The sequence below is a fragment of the Pseudomonas sp. SID14000 genome, from assembly GCF_002165135.1.
Lineage (GTDB): Bacteria > Pseudomonadota > Gammaproteobacteria > Pseudomonadales > Pseudomonadaceae > Aquipseudomonas.
Genome location: NZ_NFZQ01000004.1, coordinates 313462 through 331302, shown reverse-complemented (window position 1 = coordinate 331302; position 17841 = coordinate 313462). Strand labels below are relative to the sequence as shown.

General features: G+C 62.8%; 18 protein-coding genes. 9 read left to right on the top strand and 9 right to left on the bottom strand.

What is annotated here, in order from left to right; translation table 11 throughout:
• Window positions 1–8 precede the first annotated feature (8 nt).
• Window positions 9–1760, bottom strand: coding sequence for a M24 family metallopeptidase (locus tag CAY82_RS08465; protein ID WP_306460811.1), 1752 nt, complete (start codon window positions 1758–1760; stop codon window positions 9–11).
• A gap of 15 nt (window positions 1761–1775) precedes the next feature.
• Here CAY82_RS08465 and CAY82_RS08460 point away from each other — a divergent pair, with 15 nt between their 5' ends.
• Window positions 1776–3275 carry a PLP-dependent aminotransferase family protein gene (locus CAY82_RS08460; RefSeq protein ID WP_087500818.1) on the top strand — a complete coding sequence of 500 codons (1500 nt, stop codon included), beginning with the start codon at window positions 1776–1778 and terminating at the stop codon, window positions 3273–3275.
• Between the two features lie 177 nt (window positions 3276–3452).
• Here the strand turns inward: CAY82_RS08460 and CAY82_RS08455 are convergent, their stop codons facing one another.
• Window positions 3453–4697, bottom strand: a complete 1245-nt coding sequence (locus tag CAY82_RS08455; RefSeq protein WP_087500817.1) for a DUF1835 domain-containing protein — start codon at window positions 4695–4697, stop codon at window positions 3453–3455.
• 222 nt (window positions 4698–4919) lie between these two features.
• Here CAY82_RS08455 and CAY82_RS08450 point away from each other — a divergent pair, with 222 nt between their 5' ends.
• Both CAY82_RS08450 and CAY82_RS08445 read left to right on the top strand, forming a co-directional pair.
• Window positions 4920–5825 (top strand): LysR substrate-binding domain-containing protein, encoded by a 906-nt coding sequence (locus CAY82_RS08450; RefSeq protein ID WP_087500816.1) that lies wholly within the window; start codon window positions 4920–4922, stop codon window positions 5823–5825.
• Between the two features lie 89 nt (window positions 5826–5914).
• Complete coding sequence (locus CAY82_RS08445; RefSeq protein ID WP_087500815.1) at window positions 5915–6619, top strand: SDR family oxidoreductase; 705 nt, start codon at window positions 5915–5917, stop codon at window positions 6617–6619.
• Window positions 6620–6625: 6 nt separating this feature from the next.
• Here CAY82_RS08445 and CAY82_RS08440 read toward each other — a convergent pair whose 3' ends face one another.
• From CAY82_RS08440 to CAY82_RS08415, 6 genes are all read right to left on the bottom strand, one after another.
• Complete coding sequence (locus tag CAY82_RS08440; protein WP_087500814.1) at window positions 6626–7024, bottom strand: tetratricopeptide repeat protein; 399 nt, start codon at window positions 7022–7024, stop codon at window positions 6626–6628.
• A gap of 195 nt (window positions 7025–7219) precedes the next feature.
• The gene (locus CAY82_RS08435) at window positions 7220–7552 is read right to left on the bottom strand and encodes a hypothetical protein (protein ID WP_087500813.1); all 333 of its coding nucleotides are present in this window, start codon (window positions 7550–7552) and stop codon (window positions 7220–7222) included.
• 135 nt (window positions 7553–7687) lie between these two features.
• Window positions 7688–8122: a hypothetical protein gene (locus CAY82_RS27035; protein WP_087500812.1), complete on the bottom strand. Its 435-nt coding sequence runs from the start codon at window positions 8120–8122 to the stop codon at window positions 7688–7690.
• Window positions 8123–8227: 105 nt separating this feature from the next.
• Window positions 8228–10069, bottom strand: a complete 1842-nt coding sequence (locus CAY82_RS08425) for a potassium transporter Kup (protein WP_256576245.1) — start codon at window positions 10067–10069, stop codon at window positions 8228–8230.
• Window positions 10070–10440: 371 nt separating this feature from the next.
• Window positions 10441–11316: a universal stress protein gene (locus CAY82_RS08420; RefSeq protein ID WP_087500810.1), complete on the bottom strand. Its 876-nt coding sequence runs from the start codon at window positions 11314–11316 to the stop codon at window positions 10441–10443.
• A gap of 191 nt (window positions 11317–11507) precedes the next feature.
• Entirely contained in the window at window positions 11508–12338 is an 831-nt protein-coding gene (locus tag CAY82_RS08415; protein ID WP_087500809.1) for a helix-turn-helix domain-containing protein, read from the bottom strand.
• A 153-nt stretch (window positions 12339–12491) separates the two neighbouring features.
• Between CAY82_RS08415 and CAY82_RS08410 the strand changes: the two genes are divergently transcribed.
• Together CAY82_RS08410 and CAY82_RS08405 are read left to right on the top strand one after the other, a co-directional pair.
• A complete protein-coding gene (locus CAY82_RS08410; protein WP_087500808.1) occupies window positions 12492–12929 on the top strand; it encodes an MAPEG family protein in 438 nt (145 codons plus the stop codon).
• 98 nt (window positions 12930–13027) lie between these two features.
• Complete coding sequence (locus CAY82_RS08405) at window positions 13028–13261, top strand: hypothetical protein (protein ID WP_087500860.1); 234 nt, start codon at window positions 13028–13030, stop codon at window positions 13259–13261.
• Window positions 13262–13356: 95 nt separating this feature from the next.
• Here the strand turns inward: CAY82_RS08405 and CAY82_RS08400 are convergent, their stop codons facing one another.
• Window positions 13357–13734 (bottom strand): termination factor Rho, encoded by a 378-nt coding sequence (locus tag CAY82_RS08400; protein WP_087500807.1) that lies wholly within the window; start codon window positions 13732–13734, stop codon window positions 13357–13359.
• Between the two features lie 288 nt (window positions 13735–14022).
• On the opposite strand from CAY82_RS08400, the gene pstS reads away from it, so the two are divergent.
• The 4 genes from pstS to pstB all read left to right on the top strand — a co-directional run bounded on the left by pstS (window position 14023) and on the right by pstB (window position 17822).
• Window positions 14023–15054, top strand: coding sequence for a phosphate ABC transporter substrate-binding protein PstS (gene pstS / locus CAY82_RS08395; protein WP_087500806.1), 1032 nt, complete (start codon window positions 14023–14025; stop codon window positions 15052–15054).
• Between the two features lie 72 nt (window positions 15055–15126).
• Window positions 15127–16092 carry a phosphate ABC transporter permease subunit PstC gene (gene pstC, locus CAY82_RS08390; protein WP_013972145.1) on the top strand — a complete coding sequence of 322 codons (966 nt, stop codon included), beginning with the start codon at window positions 15127–15129 and terminating at the stop codon, window positions 16090–16092.
• A complete protein-coding gene (gene pstA, locus CAY82_RS08385) occupies window positions 16092–16985 on the top strand; it encodes a phosphate ABC transporter permease PstA (RefSeq protein ID WP_024086822.1) in 894 nt (297 codons plus the stop codon). The genes pstC and pstA overlap by 1 nt, the downstream gene beginning before the upstream one ends.
• Before the next feature lie 75 nt (window positions 16986–17060).
• Window positions 17061–17822 carry a phosphate ABC transporter ATP-binding protein PstB gene (gene pstB, locus CAY82_RS08380; RefSeq protein WP_031324478.1) on the top strand — a complete coding sequence of 254 codons (762 nt, stop codon included), beginning with the start codon at window positions 17061–17063 and terminating at the stop codon, window positions 17820–17822.
• Window positions 17823–17841: the final 19 nt, after the last annotated feature.

Here is a 17841-nt window from a genome sequence, read left to right as displayed (position 1 = left end):
CGGCTGTTTCAAGCTGCCGTAGCCACGACCGGCCTGGCTTCGCCAATCAGGATGTCTTCAAAGAATGCCCCGACCGGTTCGCTAGGGTGGCATAACTGAATTTCCAGCACCCATACGACCGCGCTCGGGACGATTTCCACCTCGGCCAGTTTGCCTTGCCCATACAGCACATGCGGGAAGTCGGCGATGCGATGCCCGGCCAGGTTGCGTTCCAGCTGCCAGCCTTTCGCCTGGGCACTGCGCTCGGCGAAGTCATACAGCTCGCGCCCGGTCAGGCCGCGGCCCCATGCCTGGCGCGTTTCGTCGAACACTTCATGCAGTGCCTGGACGCAGGCGTGGTGCAGGTCGTGCTGGCCAAACACGAAGGTGTCGCCATAGTCGCCCTCATAGCCATTCCATACCGGGCCGACATCGACCACGACGATATCCGTGGCGCGTAGTACACGCTGCAGATCAATCCCTTGGCGCGGCGTGCGTACGGTGTCGTCGCCAAAACGGATGTAGGTAGGGTGCCAGGTGTGCGACGCGCCCATTGCCTGCAAGGTTTGCGCGGCCATCTCCAGTGCCTGGGCGGTGGTCATGCCAACTTGTAGCTGGCTGGCGATCGCCGCTACGGCCCGTACCGACTGCTCGCGGGCTGCGAGCATGCCGTCCAGTGAGTAGCGCGGGCCGACTTTTTCCAGCTCCGGGTCCAATGGGTTGGCCGTTGGAGCCTCGGGCACCAGTGCGCCGCTGGCAACGAAAGCCTCGGCGACAAAGCGATGGGGCTGCAGGCCAGCCGCCAGGCACTGCTCGCGAGCCTGGCTGATCATCGCGGCATTGCCGCAGGCATAGACCTGGGTATCAGCCCAGCGATGGGCCTGGGCCAGCGCCACCTGTTGCACCCGCGCCTGGTCCGACAACACCGGGTGCCAGCGAAAGTGAGCGTGCGCACGGCTGGCCTTGTCGAGGAATTCACGGTCATAGAAGTCTGCGCTCGATCTGCCGCCCCAGTACAACGTGACCTCGGCATCGCCTGCCAGGGCGGTCAACAGCAATGGCTTGATGCCGGCGTAACCTGTACCGGTGGCGAACAGCACCAGGGGGCGCTGGTCCTCGTGCTGCCAGGTGCAGGCACCGACCGGCCCTTCGAGCGTCAAGGTGTCACCTGCTTGCAGGGTGGGCAGCAGGCGTTCGGTAAACAGGCCGCCACTGACCTTGCGGATGTGAAACACCAGTTGCCCCTGGTCCTGGGCGGGCAGGTTGGCGATGGAAAAACAGCGGCTGTCACCGTTGTCGAGCCGGAAGCGTACGTACTGGCCAGCCCGTACTACCAAGGGCTGTGCAGGCTGCAGCACCAGTTCGACGATATCAGCGCTCAGTTCGCGTTTGCCGTGGACCTGTGCGTGGATTTCCAGTTCCGGGGTTTCCAGGGACCAGCCGGGAATTTCCAGGCACATGTCACTGCAGGCGTGGCTCTGGCACAGCAACATTTCGTCGGCTGCCAGGGGGTAGCAGGGCGCGGGCGTGTCTGCTGCCCGCTGCTTGTCCCGATACTGCCCCGACACCACCTTGACCTTGCACGACCCACAGGCGCCGCGGCGGCAGGAGAAGGGCACCGGCAGGCCGCTGGCCAGCATGGCGTCGAGCAGCAATTCCTGGCTGGCGTCGAAGGTTTTGCCCGAGGGCGACAATTCAATGACATGGCGGTTCTGCATGAGCACCTCGGGGCAAATGGAGGTTCGATTGTTGCTATAGTCCAGGACCAGTAGAACCTCCAGTTTTGGTTAATTCACATGGTCCAGCTTCGCAAATGGCAGCCGCTGCTCAAGCTCGACGGGGCGCAGCCGCAGGCTTCGTACAGGCAGATTGTCGAGGGCCTGGTCGCCGCGATCACCGAGGGCCGCCTGCGCCCCGGCACGCCGTTACCCGGCACGCGGGAAATGGCGCAACTGCTGAACGTCAACCGCAAGACGGTGATCCTCGCCTACGAGGAAGCCGAGACCAAAGGCTGGCTGGAAAGCGTGCAGCGCCGCGGCACCTTCGTCAGTCGGCAGCTGGCGGCTGGCGCCCTGGCCGAGCCCGACGCAGCGCAGTCCTTTGCCCTGGTGCTGCCAGAGGAGCCTGCTGTTGCCTATTTCACGGCCAACGAACAGGCTGCCACGCAGCAGGATCGGCCGGGTGCGCTGTTCTTCGACAACGGCGCCTGTGACCACCGCCTGTTGCCGCAGACCGTTCTGCACCGTTATTACCGCAATGCCTTGCGCAACAGCTTCGCCGCCAACACCGTGCGCCACGGCAGCGCGTGTAGCAGCCATCACCTGCGCAGCGCCTTGGCCGACATGCTGCGGCACAATCGCAGCCTGAACGTTGGCGCCGAGCATATCTGCCTGACCCAGGGTGTGCAGATGTCGCTGTACCTGGTGGCCAGCGTGCTGCTCAAGCCCGGTGACGTGGTGCTGGTCGAGCGCCTGAGCTATCCGCCTGCGTGGGAGATCTTCCGCCAGCTGGGTGCCCGGCTGGTCACAGTGGACCTGGATGACGAGGGTTGCCGGGTCGACCAGATCGATGCACTGTGCCGGCTGCACAAGGTGCGCATGCTTTACATCACACCCCATCACCAGTTCCCGACCACGGTCAGCCTGCCTGCCGGGCGCCGGCAGCAGTTGCTGGAGCTGGCGCGGCAGCACGACTTTTGCGTGGTCGAGGAAGACTACGACCATGAATACCACTTTGCCGGACGACCTTACCTGCCGTTGGCCAGCGACCGTCAGCAGCAGCATGTGATCTACATTGGTTCATTGTCCAAGTCCTTGGGCAGTACGTTCCGTTGCAGCTTCATCGTGGCGCCGACAGAGGTGGCCGCGGTGCTCGAACGCAGGGCGACGCTGACCCTGGGGCAGGGCGATGCGGTGATGCAGCAGATGCTGGCGGACTTGATCAATGATGGCGAGCTGAAGAAACACTTGCGTCGGGTTGCCCGGGAGTACCGCCGGCGTCGGGAGACCCTGTTGGCTTGCTTGCGCGATGCCTTTGGCGAGCAGGTAACTGTAAAGGTACCGGAAGGCGGGTTGGCGCTGTGGGTGAGGTTTGCCGACTCGATCGATGTGGATCAGTTGGTTGGCAAAGCGCTGGCGTTGGACCTGGTGGTACGCAGTGGCCGGCAGTTTTCGCCGTCTGGTCATGCGGAAAATGCCTTGCGCCTCGGGTTCGCCTCGCTGGATGTGGATGAAATCCGGCTGGCCACACAACGTTTGGCGCAAGCGGCGAAGGCGATTGCAACATCGGTCCTGTAGGCGCAACGGTCTTGCTCGAGATCTAGAAGCTAGCGCAATCCCTGCGGGAAATTACCCAGCCCTTTTGGGCTGCGCTGTCGCGCAGGGAACCAATATCGCTCGTCTGACGTGCTCCTACAGAAACTCGCTGAACCAGCCGGTGCCATCCACCGCGTTACCTGATCAGGCTTGAGCGGGCTATTTGCGCTGCCACACTTCGCCTTGTTCGCTGACCACCCAGGGCCTGTCCGCGGCATCGACAAGCACTCCACCCACCCAGCGCTGCGCTGGGTTGTGGTCAAGCCAATGCGCCTGCCCCGCAAGCACCTGCTCGGCAAGCGCGGTCAGCCGCAACGGCCGTTGTGCCCAAGACTCACCCGGGCCTTCCAGCAGCAGCGGGTGCGGCGCATGGATCAGGGGCTGCAGCAGAACATGGAACATCAGATCGCCCAGGTAAGGCAGCGGTTCATCCTGCATCATCAACTGGGCAAACACACGGTCGGCCGGCAGCTCGCCGCGTGACGCCAGAACGCGCAACAGCAGGCGCTCCGTGAGGCTCAAACCGTCGTTCGCCCCCGGCAGTTCCTGCAGTTGCCGCGCAAGGGCCCGGCCCAGCAACGGCAATACCGCATGCTGGAGGCCCGCCAGGGCTGCCCAGGCCCTGGGGGCCGGCGCGGTATAGGCCGCCCATGCCTGGCGGGCCAGGGCCAGCGCGTCCTCACCCAGTGCGCGACGTTGTGGCCACAACCAGGCAAGCAGGTCCGGGGCCAACTGGCCGATACCGATGAAGCGCTCGACGCCAGGTACCTGGGTGATTTCGATCAGCTCCAACCGGCGCGGCAGGCTGGGCAGGCTGGCGAGTACGCGGATCAGGAACAGCTGGTCGTAAGCGTCACCCTCGCACCACAGCACCATCTTGCTGTCGCTGTTCAACCCGGCCAGGGCGGTGCGCTGTGCCGCCTGGCGTTGCTCGATGTCCTGGGGGGGCAGGTTGAACGCTTGCTGTATGTAAGCGGCTCGAACCTGCCAATACTGCTCCTCGGGCAGTGCGCAGACTGGCCCCATGACCATGGGGTCGTCGAACATCTGGAAGGCACCGGCAAAACCGGCCGTGCGCAAGCTGTGGGCGATGTCGTTGCCGCAGCGCCAATGCTGCACGGCAGCCTCGTCATCGGCGGTGAAGCCAGGGTGGCGTGCCGCGAACGCGATGGCATCGGCATGGGCCTTGAGCTTGGGCCAGCTGGCAAAGCCGGCCTCGCGGGCCACCAGCCATTGGGTATCGGCAAGCCGGTAGTCAGGGCCAGACAGGCCGAGTGCGCGCAGCTGCTCGCGGGTATCGTCGGCCTCGTGGCTTTTCAGGGCGCTGAGCAATCGCTTGGCGCGTTTGCGCAAGGCGGGCAGGTCGAGCAAGCCGTGGTGGCGGGATGCATTGATGGCGGGCATGCCAACTCCTTTGGGGCTCGGTCCGCCGACAAGCCGGGAGCTGGTATGGGAATGTGATGACGCATGGCTTGGGCAACCCCTTGGCGCGGACCGCAGGCGCAGCCAGCGCCCTGGCGCCGACTTTACCGGGTAATGCGAGCGGGTGCAAAGCATCGACTTCCTCGGCCGATGAGGATAGCCTCGGTGCAATGCTGCTGAACAGCCAATAGAAAAATCATCACCATGCCTGCAGGTTTCCCCGGGTTGCCCTCACTCAATGCGCTACGGGTGTTCGAAGTGGTGGCGCGTCACTTGAACTTCCGCCTGGCCGCCGAGGAGCTCGGCGTCACCCAGGCGGCCGTTGCCCAGCAGATTCGAGGGCTGGAGGCCGGCCTGGAGGTTCGCCTGTTCGAGCGTTTGCCGCGCGGCCTTGGCCTGACCGATGCCGGGCATGCCTACAGCACCAGCGTGCGCAGCGCCTTGGCGATGATCGACGAAGCCACGCGGCTGCTGCGCCCGGCGCCATCCCATCTCACTGTCAGCGTCACGCCAACCTTTGCTTCGAAATGGCTGATCCCCAGGTTGGGGCACTTTGCCGAGCGCAACCCCGAGATTGACCTACGGGTGCTGGCCACCGACCGGCTTTCTCACTTTCATACCGATGGTGTGGACCTGGCCGTGCGTTATGGCCAGCCGCCGTTCGGCGCCGGGCTGAACGCCGAGTTGCTGATGGAGCCGCCGCTGGTCGCGGTGGCAAGCCCGGCGTTGTTGGCGGAGGTCGGCTGGCCAGAGGGTTTTGCCGCCTTGCAGCGCTATGTGGCGCTGCACGATGCGCACAACTACTGGCCGCAGTTCTGCGCCGCGGTGTTCCCGGGCCACCCGGCACCTACGGCGAAGACGGTGCGCTTCAACCAGACCTCGCTGGCCATCGAAGCCGCCATTGGCGGGCAGGGCATCACATTGGCCAGCCATGCCTTCGTCAGTGACGACATCGCCGCCGGCCGGCTGATGCAGGTGTTCCCCCAGCAACTGCGGCTGGACAAGGCGTTCTACCTGGTATGGCCGCGCAAGGGGCAGCCGCCAACGGCCCTGCAAATCGTCAGGGAGTGGCTCAAGACTCAGGCTGACGAAAGAAAATCTACTGTCTAGACGAAGCCCGGCTGCCTCCCTGCGCACCTGTGTGGCTGCTAGTGTGAATGCACTTGCAAACACGTGGTTCCATCGCCGAAGGAGGCAATATGTCTGTGGAAAAAGTAGCCATCATCACTGCCGGTGGCAGCGGCATGGGCGCGGCAGCGGCACGTCGCCTGGCTGCCGATGGCTTCAAGGTCGGCATTCTTTCGTCCTCGGGCAAGGGCGAAGCGCTGGCCAAGGAGCTGGGTGGTATTGGTGTTACCGGCAGCAACCAGTCGGTCGAGGACCTGCAGCGCCTGGTGGATGCCGTGGTCGAGAAGTGGGGGCGCGTCGATGTGCTGGTCAACAGCGCCGGCCACGGCCCGCGCGCGCCGATCCTGGAGATCAGTGACGAAGACTGGCACAAGGGCATGGACACCTACCTGCTCAATGTCATCCGCCCGGCACGCCTGGTGACGCCAATCATGCAACGGCAGAAGGGTGGGGTGATTATCAACATCTCTACCGCCTGGGCATTCGAACCCAACGAAATGTTCCCCACATCGGCGGTGTTCCGCTCGGGCCTGGCGGCGTTCAGCAAGATCTTCGCCGACACCTATGCTGCGGACAACGTGCGCATCAACAACGTATTGCCTGGCTGGATCGACAGCCTGCCGGCCACTGAACAGCGTCGCGACAGCGTACCGCTCAAACGCTATGGCACCAGCGAGGAAATCGCCGCCACCATTGCGTTCCTGGCCAGCGAAGGGGCTGCCTATATCACCGGGCAGAACATCAAGGTCGATGGTGGCCTGACGCGCAGTGTCTGACCGTCGTCAGTGCGCAGTCGTCGGGAGCATGCCGGACCGCTGGGCGTTCTGCGCGGCTTCTATCAGCTGCAGGTTGCGGCTGCGTAGTGCGTGATTGTTGCCAACACGCAGGTTGGAGCGCAGCGCCAGGGTTTGCGCCTGTTCGTACTGCCCTTGCTGAAGGCGCAGGACGCCAAGGTAGTGCAGCGTTGCCGGGTTGTTCGGCTGAATGTGCAGCGCCCGCTCCAGGGTGGCCGCCGCCTGGTCCAGTTGGCCGTCGGCATACTGTTGCGAGGCGGTTTCGATCAGCATGGTCGACGCATTGTTGCTGCGTGCGGGCGCGGAGCGCTCGCCGGCCAGTGCGCCTGGTGCCGTGATTGCGCTGAACAACAGGAGCAAGGCTGACAGAAAAGGTGTGCTGGGCATCGACGAGAGACTCGGCAGAGCTTGGGCGGGGGAGCAACTGTCTTACCAAAGGAATGCGCCATACCTGTGGAGCGGGCGCACCCGCGAACACCGGCGCCGCGTCGCCTGCTTCGCGGGCATGCCCGCTCCCACAGGTACGGCGCCGCCCTTGAGGCGTGCGAAGTATTTGTAGGAGTGGCCGGCGCGCGCCTTCAGTTATCGGTCATGCTTCGAAGAGGATCGCCCTTGCTTGTTGTGCTCCTTGGAGTTGGCAATGGCTGACCGGGTAGTACCACGGCCGTTGTCATCGTTGCGCAGGCTTCCATAGTGGTTACCGCTCTCGCCATGGTTGCGCGTGGCCTTGCCGGCATGGTCACTCTCGTAGCCGGCACCATTGCCGTTGATGCCGCCCTTGCCGCCACCATGTCCACCGCCATTGCCACCACCTTTGGCATACGCGGAGCCGATCGGCGAGACGTCGGCAGGCAACAATGCAGTTGCGCCGAGCGCCAGGGCACAAGTAAAGACGGCTACCAGGGTTTTTTTCATGTTTGTTCGCCTCCAGAAGGCGCAGGGGGGAGCTGAAGTGCGGATACGACCTAAGGTTGTCTTTTAAGTTCCACAGTGCGCAGCCGTCCGACGAAGTCGGCTGCCAGGCTCCTTCAGTACCTGGCAGCCTTCACCTCATCGATCGTTCTTCGAGGAGTTTTGGACCGCGCCGCTCAGCCCTTTGGCATTATGATCACCGGGCGTAGTCCCCGAGATAGCGGTAGATTTCGTCAAGCCGCGAGTATCCTTGGATTGGGCAACGCCTGAGGTGGTGGTGCCATGGCCGTTGTCCTGGTTGCGTGAGCTTCCATAATGATTGCCGCTCACACCATGATCACGGGTGGCCTTGCCGGCATGATCACCCGCAAGACCGGCGCCATGTCCATTGTGCCCACCCATACCGGCGCCACGTCCACCGCCATTGCCGCCGCCGTGGCCACCACCACCACCGTGGCCACCGCCACCGCCTTTGGCATACGCGGAACCCATAGGCGAGATATCGGCAGGTAACAGTGCCGTTGTGCCCAATGCCAGGGCACAAGCAAAGACGGCCACCAGGGTTTTTCTCATGTTTTTTCGCCTCCAACGGCGCAGGTAGAGCTCAGGTGCTGGTAAGACATGTGGCGGCTTTGCAAGTTCTGTCGTCCTGACGGAAGGATGATGCTCCATGACAGCTCAGATCTCGACCTGGGTGCCAAGCTCGATGACCCGGTTCAGCGGCAGCTGGAAGTACTTCAGGTTGCTGTTGGCATTCTTCAGCAGGAAGGCAAACAGGTGCTCCCGCCAGCGGGCCATGCCCATCTGTTTACCTGCAATGACCGTCTCCCGGCTGAGAAAATAGGTAGTGCGCATGGGGCCGAATTCAAGGTCAGCACGCTGGCAGCGGCTTAACGCCAAAGGCACGTCGGGCTCTTCCATGAAGCCGAAATGCAGGCTAACGCGGAAGAAACCTTCACCAAAGGCCTCGACCTCGCAGCGCTTGCCAGCGCTGACTCGGGGCTCGTCCTCGAACACCACGGTCAACAGCACCACCTGTTCATGCAGTACCTGGTTATGCAGCAGGTTGTGCAGCAAGGCGTGAGGCACCGCCTCGGGCCTGGCGGACAGGAACACGGCAGTACCGCCCACGCGGTGAGGCGGCTGGGCCTTGAGGCTGCCAATGAACAGGTCCAGCGGCAGTGAACTCTCGTCCAGCCGCTCGACGATGATCTTTCGTCCACGTTTCCAGGTGGTCATCAGGATGAACAGCGCCACGCCCGCAATCACCGGAAATGCACCGCCCTGGAAGATCTTCGGCGCATTGGCGGCAAAGTACAGGCTGTCGACCAGCAGGAACGCCAGCAGCATCGGCACCGCCAGCCAGCGTGGTGCCTTCCACAGCAACAGCACCACTGCCGAAGCCAGTAGCGTGGTGATCAGCATGGTCCCGGTCACAGCCACGCCATAGGCTGCCGCAAGGGCCCCGGACGACTCGAAACCGACCACCAGCAATACCACGCCAACCATCAGCGCCCAGTTCACCATGCCAATGTAGATCTGCCCCTGTTCCTCGCTGGAGGTGTGCTGGATGAACATGCGTGGTACGTACCCCAGCTGGATGGCCTGGCGCGTCAGCGAGAACGCACCGGAGATCACGGCCTGGGACGCGATGATGGTGGCCAGCGTGGCCAGCCCCACCATGGGTAGCAGGGCCCATTCGGGCGCCAACAGATAGAACGGGTTGCGCACTGCCTGTGGGTCGCCGAGGATCAAGGCGCCCTGGCCGAAGTAGTTCAGCACCAGGCCGGGTAGCACCAGCAGGAACCAGGCCCGGGCAATGGGTTTGCGGCCGAAGTGCCCCATATCGGCGTAGAGTGCTTCGGCACCGGTCAGCGCCAGTACCACCGCGCCGAGAATCGCCACCCCCATGCCCGGGTGCAGCAGGAAGAACTTCACCGCCCAGAGCGGGTTGAGTGCCTGTAGCACTTCCGGGCGCTGGACGATGCCATGCACGCCCAGCGCACCCAGCACGATGAACCACAGCACCATGATCGGCCCGAAGAGGATGCCGATGCGCGCGGTGCCGTGCTTCTGGATCAGGAACAGTGCCACCAGCACTACCAGCGAAAGCGGTACGACCCAATGCTCTATACCGTCGAAGGCCAGTTGCAGCCCCTCGACGGCCGATAGCACGGAAATCGCCGGCGTGATCATGCTGTCGCCGTAGAACAGCGCGGCGCCGAACAGGCCGAGCAGCACCAGTATCTTGCCCAGCCGTTGGTAGGGCGCTGCCGCCCGATGCGCCAAGGCAGTCAGGGCCATGATGCCACCCTCGCCCTGGTTGTCGGCACGCAGGATGAACAGTACGTACTTGAGCGACACCACCCAGAGCAACGACCAGAACACCAGTGACAGCACACCGAGTACACCGGCCGTGTTGGCCTGCACGCCGTAGTGCCCGGCGAACACCTCCTTGAGGGTGTATAGCGGGCTGGTGCCGATGTCGCCGTACACTACGCCGACAGCGGCGACAAGCATGCCGATGGGGTTGGACTTGCCGGGAAGGGATTGATTTGCGATGACGGTGGACTGACTCACGAAGGGCTTCTCTGGTCTGGCGGGTAGAAATGCATGCCATCCATGGGCATCGCGCGCCCAGTATTCCTTCTGGCTGTCGGTTCAGCCGTAAAAAGAGCGTAAAAAATCGTGCGACCGCCTCGTGAACCGAACGAGCCCCTGAGGCGCCAGCAGATCGGCACCGGCGTGGCTAACGCCTATTCATGAGCCCCATCATCACGCCATGGCCCAGTAGGGTTGTCTGGTCCGGCCCGACCCACCAGGCAGGCGCGACGATGGATGGCGCGGACCTCGATGGAGGACACTCAAGTGTCCTCCACATCGCATGCACCCTATGGCGATACCAGCACATCACACTGGGACTCGTTCAGCACATGCTTGGTGACGCTGCCTATCAGCAGCTCTTCAAGCGCGCTTTCCCCTTGCCTGCCGACCACGATCAGGTCGCATTCCAGCTCTTGTTCCTGCTCGACAATCCGCCAGCCAGCATCACCGTGCACCACGATTTGCCGGGCAGCGGCCACTCCGGCGGTTTCGCTCAAGGCCGCGAGTTGCTTTACCGCATCTTTGCGGATGACATTGCGATAGTGCGTGAGGGTATCGTGGTCGAGGTGGGTGAAGCGCATGCTGCCTTCGAACGGCGCCTCGTATACATGCAGCAGAATGATCTCGGCCTGTGGGGCAATGGCTTTTGCCAGTTCGATGGCACGCAGTGACGAAGACGAAAAATCAACCGCAACCAGCAAGGTGCGGTACGCATCACGGGGGGCCTGCTTGACCACCAGCAAAGGGCAGGGCATGCGGTTAAGCATTTTCTGCACAGTGGAGCCCAGCAGCAGTCGTCGTGCCACGCTCTGGCCCTTTGCCCCACATACCAGCAGGTCGCTGCGTTTGTCCTGCGCTACGCGGGTGATCTCGGTGGCCACCGAACCGTGCGCGACTTGCACGCCGGCGGCGATGTCATAGCGCTGGAGCAGCATTGCAGCCAGTGCGCGAATTTTTTCGCCAGCGGTATCCAGTACGCCCTTCAACAGATCGTCACCAGGAGCCAGCAGCTGTTTCAGGCGCTCGAAGGGGGCCGGGTTGGCAACGTATAGCAGGTCCAGTGATGCCTGCTGCGCCTTGCTCAAGTGCGCAGCGCGCTCCGCCGCGTTGCGGGCAGAGGTGGACAGGTCGGTAGCTACCAGTACATGGTTCAGCGGGCTCATGTGGGGTTCCTTATCCAAAGGCACGCATGGTGTCGATGGCGATGCCTTGAGCACAATGCGGCTGGTGGTTGTCGATTCGTTCCTTACTGACAGCCATGGTCTCGCGAACCCGGCCCGGCGGCTTGATGTGCGTCAATGGAGTGAGGGGCCGAGCTTGAGTTGGCCAATCTGACTCGTCTGCAGAAGTGGATTTAGCCGCGAAGAGGCCGACTTGGTGAATGGGCCTGCTCGAACGCCGCCAGCATCCTTTGCCGCGTCAGCGGGTCGGCAGGAATCAGGTGCTCGATGCGCAGGGATTCCACGGTGATGTCCAGCGGCATGCCGAAGGTGGTGAAGGTGGACATAAACCTCAGCTCACCTTCCGGGGTGTTCACACGTGTCAGTAGCACCGGCGTGGCACTCGTCGCCTGCGTGGGGTTGCATGGGGCTGGCAGGTCGCGCAAGCGCCTTGCCAGTGCCGGGTTACCGGCGGCTTCCCTGGACGCGCGTTGCCAGGCAACGGCGCGGATCTCGGCTGCATTGGCCAAATGGTCACCCAGGCCGCCGGGGTGAAGCAGTGTTTCCAACAGATTGAGGCCTGACGCCGCCGGTGCGGTAACGCCCGCCATCGCCATCAGCACGCCGGTGCTGGCATTCGCGGCGATGACGTTCCAGTTGCTGTCGATGACGATCGCAGGTGCCGGGTTGTTTGCCTGCAGGATGTGCTCGATGGCGGCATGCACCAAGGCCAATTCAGGCGCATCGAGCGGCGAGGCGGCGTAGCGGGGGGCGTACCCGGCCGCGACGAACACCGCGTTGCAGTGTTCCAGTGGCGCGCCAAGGGCCGAAAGCAGCGCATGCAGTGTGCCGGGGCTGGCTTTGGCGCGCCCTGTCTCCACGCAGCTCAGATGACGCTGCGATAGGCCAGCCAGCAGCGAAAGCTCAAGCTGGCTGAGTCCGGCCTGCTGGCGCAGGTAGCGCAGTTGCTGGCCCGCCGATGTGCTGGGCGCAGGACTTTTGCGATGGAATGGATGATGACTCATGCGTTGACTCTGACCGTTCTTGAGTACAGCGTCCATGACCTCACAGGTCATTGAGCGCAGACAACCCTATCACTACCCTGCCGGGAGACCCTACTCAGGAGAGGACGATGGGCTTACGTATCTACGCGCTGGCGTTGCCGGGGAGCGCCAGCCATGAGTAGCGCCTTGGCTGTATACGCGCTGTGTGTGGTCGTGCTGTTCTTCAAGATGTTCGCGGTTTCCTGTTATCAGGGGTATTACCGCTTGCGCTTCGTGGTTTTCACCAACTCGGAGGATGCCGCCGTTTTCAAGCGAACCGCGCAGGTAGCGGAGCGGCCGGAGGTAGCTCGAGCTGCCAAGGTGTGGGCCAACGACCTGGAAAATATCCCTGCATTCTTCGCCCTTTGCGGGCTGGCCATTGCCCTCGATACAGCAGTGGGGCCCAACGCCTGGCTGAGCATCGTGTTCACTCTTGCCAGGGTCTTGCACACGTGGGCCTATCTTGCAGGAGCGCAGCCGTGGCGTACGGTGTTGTATGGCATCGGGGTCGTTTGCCTGTTGGGCCTTTGCGTCATTATCACAGCGAGGGTGGTGAACGCTTTCGTCTTGTGACACCGCCTGGCTGTCGGGACACAGAGACGTTGCGATTGTTTGCATGAGTCAACTTGATGCTTCCCTGTAACGGTACTAATACTAAGGGTCGGGAGGGGATGATCATGCAGACACGATTTGTTGTGGTTCCCGCTGTGCCGCTCAAGAAAGAGATTTACCCTCGCAGTCTTGGCTTCCCCGTGACGTTAGGGGAGGGTTATGACCTTTATGACACACAAGAAAAGCTGCGCCTGACCCTTAACTACCCGACACGCGCCGAGGCGGAATTCGTATGCGCGTCCCGAAACAGTTGCCGAGATGCTGATGCGGCGGATATCGCCGGGAATGGTTGATGCTGATAACGCCTTGCGGGCCTCGCGTGCACCGGCTTAGCCGGTGCCATGCATCGCGTTGCGTTCTTCACGGGGCGCGCCAGGCAGGGCTTGCGTCATGCCTGCGCGAGCGCTTGCACCAATTGTGCCTTGGTCATGGTGGAGCGCCCCTTGATGTTTTTACTGCGCGCTTCTTTCATCAGGCTTTGCTTGCTTTGGGTTTCCAGGGAGCTGCCCGATGTGCGGGAATGACCCTGGCGTGACTTCGCTGCACGTTTGGCAGAGTCCGAACGGGCAGTTCTCTTCTCGCTGGAAGGTGTGGTTTCACCCGAGCCTCCCTTTTTCTCACCACCCCCGGACTGTTTGTTGACGGTGGCCCAGGCACGCGCCTCGGCCTGGTCTTTCGGCACGCCTTTGTGCTCGTAGCTTTCCTCGATATGTTCGGCCTTGCGCTTCTGCTTGTCGGTGTACTTGTCCTTGGCGCCGCGTGGCATGGCATTCACTCCTGGCTGGTTTGCATGAGCGGTTGAATGCCGGGGTAACGCCAGAGTGCCCGGTAATCGACGAGCGGTGCCATGAAGCCTGTCGCGCACTGAAAACGGTCATTCAATCGACACATTAAGGCCTTAGGGTTGAAGTATCAGGCATTCCAAGGCTCCAGCCCCTCTGGTCCCGTGATGGCACCTTCAGGCGGCTCTACCATGCGGCCTGCCATTGAGCGGTCACAAAGCTGTAACATTGCTGCTGCAAAGTGTGCCGGCCATCACACGGAGCGCTTTTCGATGATACGCCTGATGAAGTCTGCTGCACTTGCCGTTGCCGTTTCTCTTTGCGCCACCTCGGCATCCTTTGCCGCAGAGAACGTCCGCCTGACCGGTTCCGGCGCCAGCTTCCCGGCACCGATCTACCTGACCTGGTTCAAGGCCTTCAGCAAGGAAACCGACGGTGTCACCGTTGACTACCAGTCCAAGGGGAGCGGGGCGGGTGTTCAGGACTTCCTGAATAAAACCGTCGACTTCGCCGCCAGCGACTCGGCAATGAAAGCTGAAGAAATCGCCAAGGTCGGCGAGGGCGTGCAGTTGCTGCCAATGACCGCCGGTGAAATCGTCCTGGCTTACAACCTGCCGGGCAACCCTAAAGGGCTGAAGCTGCCACGCGATGTGTACTCCAACATCTTCCTCGGCAAGATCACCCAGTGGAACGACCCGCAGATCGTCGCGGCCAACCCTGAGCTGAAACTGCCAGCTACCCCGATTACCGTGGTCGTGCGTGCCGACTCCAGCGGTACCACGGCGGTATTCACCAAGCACCTGTCGGCCATCAACGCTGACTTCAAGCAAGCGCTGGGTGAAGGCAACACCGTCAACTGGCCGGCCAGCGACAAGTTCATCAAGTCGCCGAAGAACGATGGCGTAACCGCCACCGTCCGCCAGACCCCAGGCGCCATCGGCTACATCGAGTATGGCTTCGCCAAGCTGGCCAAGGTCGACTTCGCCCAGCTGCAGAACAAGGCCGGCCAATACGTCGTGCCGAACGCCGAGAGCGGCGCCGAGGCGCTGGCGGCGGTGAAGATGCCGGAGAACCTGGTGGCCTGGCTGCCTGACCCGGACGGTGCCAAGTCCTACCCGATCACCTCCTACACCTGGATGATCTTCCGCAAGGACAACGGTAACCCGGCCAAGGCCAAGGCCATGCGCGAAATGGTCGAATACAGCCTGACCGAAGGCCAGAAGATCGCCGACTCGATGGGCTACATCCCGCTGCCACCATCGGTTGTCGATCAGGTACGCAAAGCGTCCGCCAACATCCAGTAACACGCCCAGGCGCTCCCGGTGTGGTCTGGTGGCCATACCGGGTGTGTTTGCCCTCTGTCCCGGAACTTGCCAATGAACACTCCTTTCGCCATCCCGGCCAATCCCGACTCCGCGTGCCAGCCACCGTCTGCGAAAGACTTCCTGGTTGATCGCACCTTCCGTGCGCTTGCACGCATCGGTGTGGTGCTGGTGCTGGCGCTGGTCTTCGCGCTGGTCTACGAAGTGGGCCGCAAGGCACTGCCAGGCATCGAGAAGCACGGCTTTGACGTGCTGTTCGGCAGTGTCTGGGACGTCAACCAAGGCAAGTACGGTATTCTGCCAGCGATCTGGGGCACGCTCTACAGCGCCCTGATCGCCCTGTTGATCGCCGGTTTCTTCGGCGTCAGCATGGCCATCTTCCTGACCCAGGACTTCCTCCCGGCCAGGCTGGCGGCGGTGTTCCGCACCATCGTCGAGCTGCTCGCTGCCATCCCCAGCGTCGTCTATGGCCTGTGGGGGATCTATGTGGTCATCCCGGCCATTCGCCCGCTGACCACCTGGCTGAACAGCGAGCTGGGCTGGATTCCCTTTTTCGGCACTTCCCTGAGCGGCCCCGGGCTGCTGCCTGCCGCGCTGGTGCTGGCGATCATGATCCTGCCGACCATCGCCGCCGTTTCGCAGGACGCCCTGACCAGCGTGCCGATGAAGACCAAACAGGCCGCCTACGGCCTGGGCGCCACCCATTGGGAGGCCATCCTCAAGGTAATGGTGCCATCGGCAGCCACCGGCATCTTCGGTTCGCTGGTGCTCGGCCTGGGCCGTGCGCTGGGTGAAACCATGGCGCTGGCCATGCTGGTGGGCAATGCCAACAACATTTCCCTGTCCTTGTTCGCCCCGGCCAACACGCTGGCGGCCTTGCTGGCCCTGAACTTCCCGGAGGCCGGCCCGAACGAGGTCGAGGTGCTGATGTACGCCGCACTGGTACTGATGTTCATCACCCTGCTGGTGAACGTGCTCGGCTCGATGATCATGCTCTACGCCCAGCGGGGTAACAAATAATGACTAACCTCACCACCCCTGCAAACGCGTTGCCCAGCCTGCAGCGCAAGCTGGAAGGCCGTTCCCTGCGCAGCCTGGTGTTGACCACGCTGGCATGGTTTGCGGCACTGGTGGCCAGCGTGCCGCTGATTTCCGTGCTGTACATGCTGATCACCCGCGGCGGTGCACGCCTCAACCTGGAGGTGTTCACCGAGCTGCCACCCACCGGCTTCGAAATGGGCGGGGGCTTTGGCAACGCCATGGCCGGTACCTTCGTCATGGTCGGCATTGCTGCCGCCATCGCCGTGCCGGTCGGTATCCTTGCCGCGGTGTTCCTGGCCGAACTCGGCCCGGACAGCAAGCTGGCCAACGCCGCGCGCTTTGCCGCCAAGATGCTCACCGGCCTGCCGTCGATCCTGGCCGGCGTATTCGCCTACGCCCTGGTGGTGATGACCACCGGCACCTACTCCGCGCCGGCTGGCGGCGTGGCCTTGGCGGTACTGATGCTGCCCATCGTCGTGCTGACTGCTGAAGAGTCCATGAAGATGGTGCCCAAGATCATGAAGGATGCCGCCTACGGCATGGGCTGCACCCGTGCCCAGGTGATCTGGAAAATCGTCCTGCCTACCGGCCTGCCGGCCATCCTGACCGGCGTCATGCTGGCCGTGGCCCGTGCCGCCGGCGAGACTGCGCCGCTGCTGTTCACCGCGCTGTTCAGCAACTACTGGATCCTGCATGACGGCGACCTGGCGGTCATGAACCCGACGGCCTCGCTTGCCGTACTGATCTACAACTTCTCCGGCATGCCATTCGACAACCAACTCGAGCTCGCCTGGGCAGCCTCGCTGGTATTGGTGATGATCGTGCTGGTAATCAACATTCTGAGCCGAGTATTCGGCAAGCCCAAGTATTGAGAAAGGGAGCATCCGAACTTGAACGTATCCACTGCGCCAAAAGCCGCTCCCGTGGTCAGCGAAGCCCCCATTGTCATGGACTGCAAGCTGGACAAGATCTTCTACGGCAATTTCATGGCCGTTCGCGACAGCCATGTACCGATCAGGAAGAACGAGATCACCGGTTTCATCGGGCCTTCGGGCTGCGGCAAAAGTACCGTGCTGCGTAGCCTCAACCGCATGAACGACCTGGTGAAGGGCTTCCGCTTCGAAGGGCACGTGCACTTCCTGGGCCAGGACGTCTACGGCAAAGGCGTCGACCCTGTGGTGGTGCGCCGCTACATCGGCATGGTGTTCCAGCAGCCCAACCCGTTCTCGATGAGCATCTTCGACAACGTCGCCTTCGGCCTGCGCCTGAACCGCTACAAGGGCGACATCGGCGACCGCGTCAAGCACGCGCTGCAGGGCGCCGCGCTGTGGGACGAAGTGAAGGACAAGCTCAAGGTCAGCGGCCTGGCCCTGTCCGGCGGCCAGCAGCAGCGTCTGTGTATCGCCCGCGCCATCGCCACCGAGCCGGAAGTGCTGCTGCTGGACGAGCCCTGCTCGGCGCTCGACCCGATTGCCACCCGCCGGGTGGAGGAGCTGATGGTCGAGCTGAAGAAGGACTACACCATCGCCCTGGTGACCCATAACATGCAGCAGGCGATTCGTGTGGCAGATACCACCGCGTTCTTCTCGGTCGACATTTCCAAGGGCACCCGCACCGGCTACCTGGTCGAGATGGGCCCGACCACGCAGATTTTCCAGAACCCGCGTGAACAGCTGACCGCCGACTACATCAGCGGCAAGTTCAGCTGAGGCCGTATGTGCCAAGGTA

Excerpts from the sequence above, each read along its gene's own strand:
- pstA (WP_024086822.1), top strand. The coding sequence starts at position 16,092 with ATGACTAACCTCACCACCCCTGCAAACGCGTTGCCCAGCCTGCAGCGC.
- CAY82_RS08420 (WP_087500810.1), bottom strand. The coding sequence starts at position 11,316 with ATGAGCCCGCTGAACCATGTACTGGTAGCTACCGACCTGTCCACCTCT.
- pstB (WP_031324478.1), top strand. The coding sequence starts at position 17,061 with ATGGACTGCAAGCTGGACAAGATCTTCTACGGCAATTTCATGGCCGTT.
- CAY82_RS27035 (WP_087500812.1), bottom strand. The coding sequence starts at position 8,122 with ATGAGAAAAACCCTGGTGGCCGTCTTTGCTTGTGCCCTGGCATTGGGC.
- pstC (WP_013972145.1), top strand. The coding sequence starts at position 15,127 with ATGAACACTCCTTTCGCCATCCCGGCCAATCCCGACTCCGCGTGCCAG.
- CAY82_RS08460 (WP_087500818.1), top strand. The coding sequence starts at position 1,776 with ATGGTCCAGCTTCGCAAATGGCAGCCGCTGCTCAAGCTCGACGGGGCG.
- CAY82_RS08410 (WP_087500808.1), top strand. The coding sequence starts at position 12,492 with ATGAGTAGCGCCTTGGCTGTATACGCGCTGTGTGTGGTCGTGCTGTTC.
- CAY82_RS08450 (WP_087500816.1), top strand. The coding sequence starts at position 4,920 with ATGCCTGCAGGTTTCCCCGGGTTGCCCTCACTCAATGCGCTACGGGTG.
- CAY82_RS08400 (WP_087500807.1), bottom strand. The coding sequence starts at position 13,734 with ATGCCACGCGGCGCCAAGGACAAGTACACCGACAAGCAGAAGCGCAAG.
- CAY82_RS08435 (WP_087500813.1), bottom strand. The coding sequence starts at position 7,552 with ATGAAAAAAACCCTGGTAGCCGTCTTTACTTGTGCCCTGGCGCTCGGC.
- CAY82_RS08455 (WP_087500817.1), bottom strand. The coding sequence starts at position 4,697 with ATGCCCGCCATCAATGCATCCCGCCACCACGGCTTGCTCGACCTGCCC.
- CAY82_RS08425 (WP_256576245.1), bottom strand. The coding sequence starts at position 10,069 with ATGCTTGTCGCCGCTGTCGGCGTAGTGTACGGCGACATCGGCACCAGC.
- CAY82_RS08405 (WP_087500860.1), top strand. The coding sequence starts at position 13,028 with ATGATCATGCAGACACGATTTGTTGTGGTTCCCGCTGTGCCGCTCAAG.
- CAY82_RS08440 (WP_087500814.1), bottom strand. The coding sequence starts at position 7,024 with ATGCCCAGCACACCTTTTCTGTCAGCCTTGCTCCTGTTGTTCAGCGCA.
- CAY82_RS08445 (WP_087500815.1), top strand. The coding sequence starts at position 5,915 with ATGTCTGTGGAAAAAGTAGCCATCATCACTGCCGGTGGCAGCGGCATG.
- CAY82_RS08415 (WP_087500809.1), bottom strand. The coding sequence starts at position 12,338 with ATGAGTCATCATCCATTCCATCGCAAAAGTCCTGCGCCCAGCACATCG.
- pstS (WP_087500806.1), top strand. The coding sequence starts at position 14,023 with ATGATACGCCTGATGAAGTCTGCTGCACTTGCCGTTGCCGTTTCTCTT.